This is a genomic window from Pseudomonas sp. K5002 (assembly GCF_013386655.1).
Classification (GTDB): Bacteria; Pseudomonadota; Gammaproteobacteria; order Pseudomonadales; family Pseudomonadaceae; genus Aquipseudomonas.
The window spans coordinates 1,008-1,679 of record NZ_JACARK010001281.1 but is presented as its reverse complement, the minus strand read 5'-3'; the positions used below and the strand labels follow the sequence as shown (position 1 = coordinate 1,679).

Genomic DNA, 672 nt, shown 5'->3' with positions numbered 1-672 from the left:
GGCGCGACGGTCCAGCTCGGCGTAGGTCAAGGATTCGTGCTGGTGCACAGCGGCAATCTGTTGTGGCCGGCGGTGCGCCTGTTCAGCGAACAGCTCGGCGTAGCCTCGAGCCAGCGGGAAATCGACCTCGCTGCGGTTCCACGCCACTTGCAGTTGCTCGCGCTCGGTGGCTGGCAGCATGTGCACCGTGCCCAGTGGCGCTTCTGGCGCGTCGAGCATGCTCGAAAGCAATTGCACCAGATGCCCGAGCATGCGCTGCACGGTGTCGGTGCTGAAGCGCTGGTTGTCATAGGACAAGCGAATGCCCAGGCGATCGCCGGGGTACAACACCACCGTCATCGGGAAGTTGGTGTGCACCCGATCTTCATAGATATCGATGCTGAAGGCATCCAGTTGCACGCTGCTGATATCCAACGGTGCGTTTTCGAACACCACCAGGCTGTCGAACAGCGGTTGGCCGCGAGGCACGTTGCTGCTGCGCTGGATATCCACCAGCGATGCGCTTTCATGTTCACGCAGGCGAGCGTTGTGTGACAGCAGAGCCTGCAGCCAGCCCGCGACTGGCGCTTGCGGGTCGACATCAACGCGCAACGGCAAGCTGTTGATGAACAGCCCGACCATTTCCTCGACACCCGCCAGATCGGTTGGGCGACCGGCCACGGTGACGCCGAA

1 protein-coding gene is annotated in these 672 nt (G+C 62.5%); it reads right to left on the bottom strand.

Going from position 1 to position 672, the window contains the following annotated elements; genetic code table 11:
• Positions 1–672, bottom strand: a 672-nt coding sequence (locus HX846_RS40030) for a condensation domain-containing protein (RefSeq protein ID WP_256740363.1), incomplete at both ends; no start/stop codon positions are given.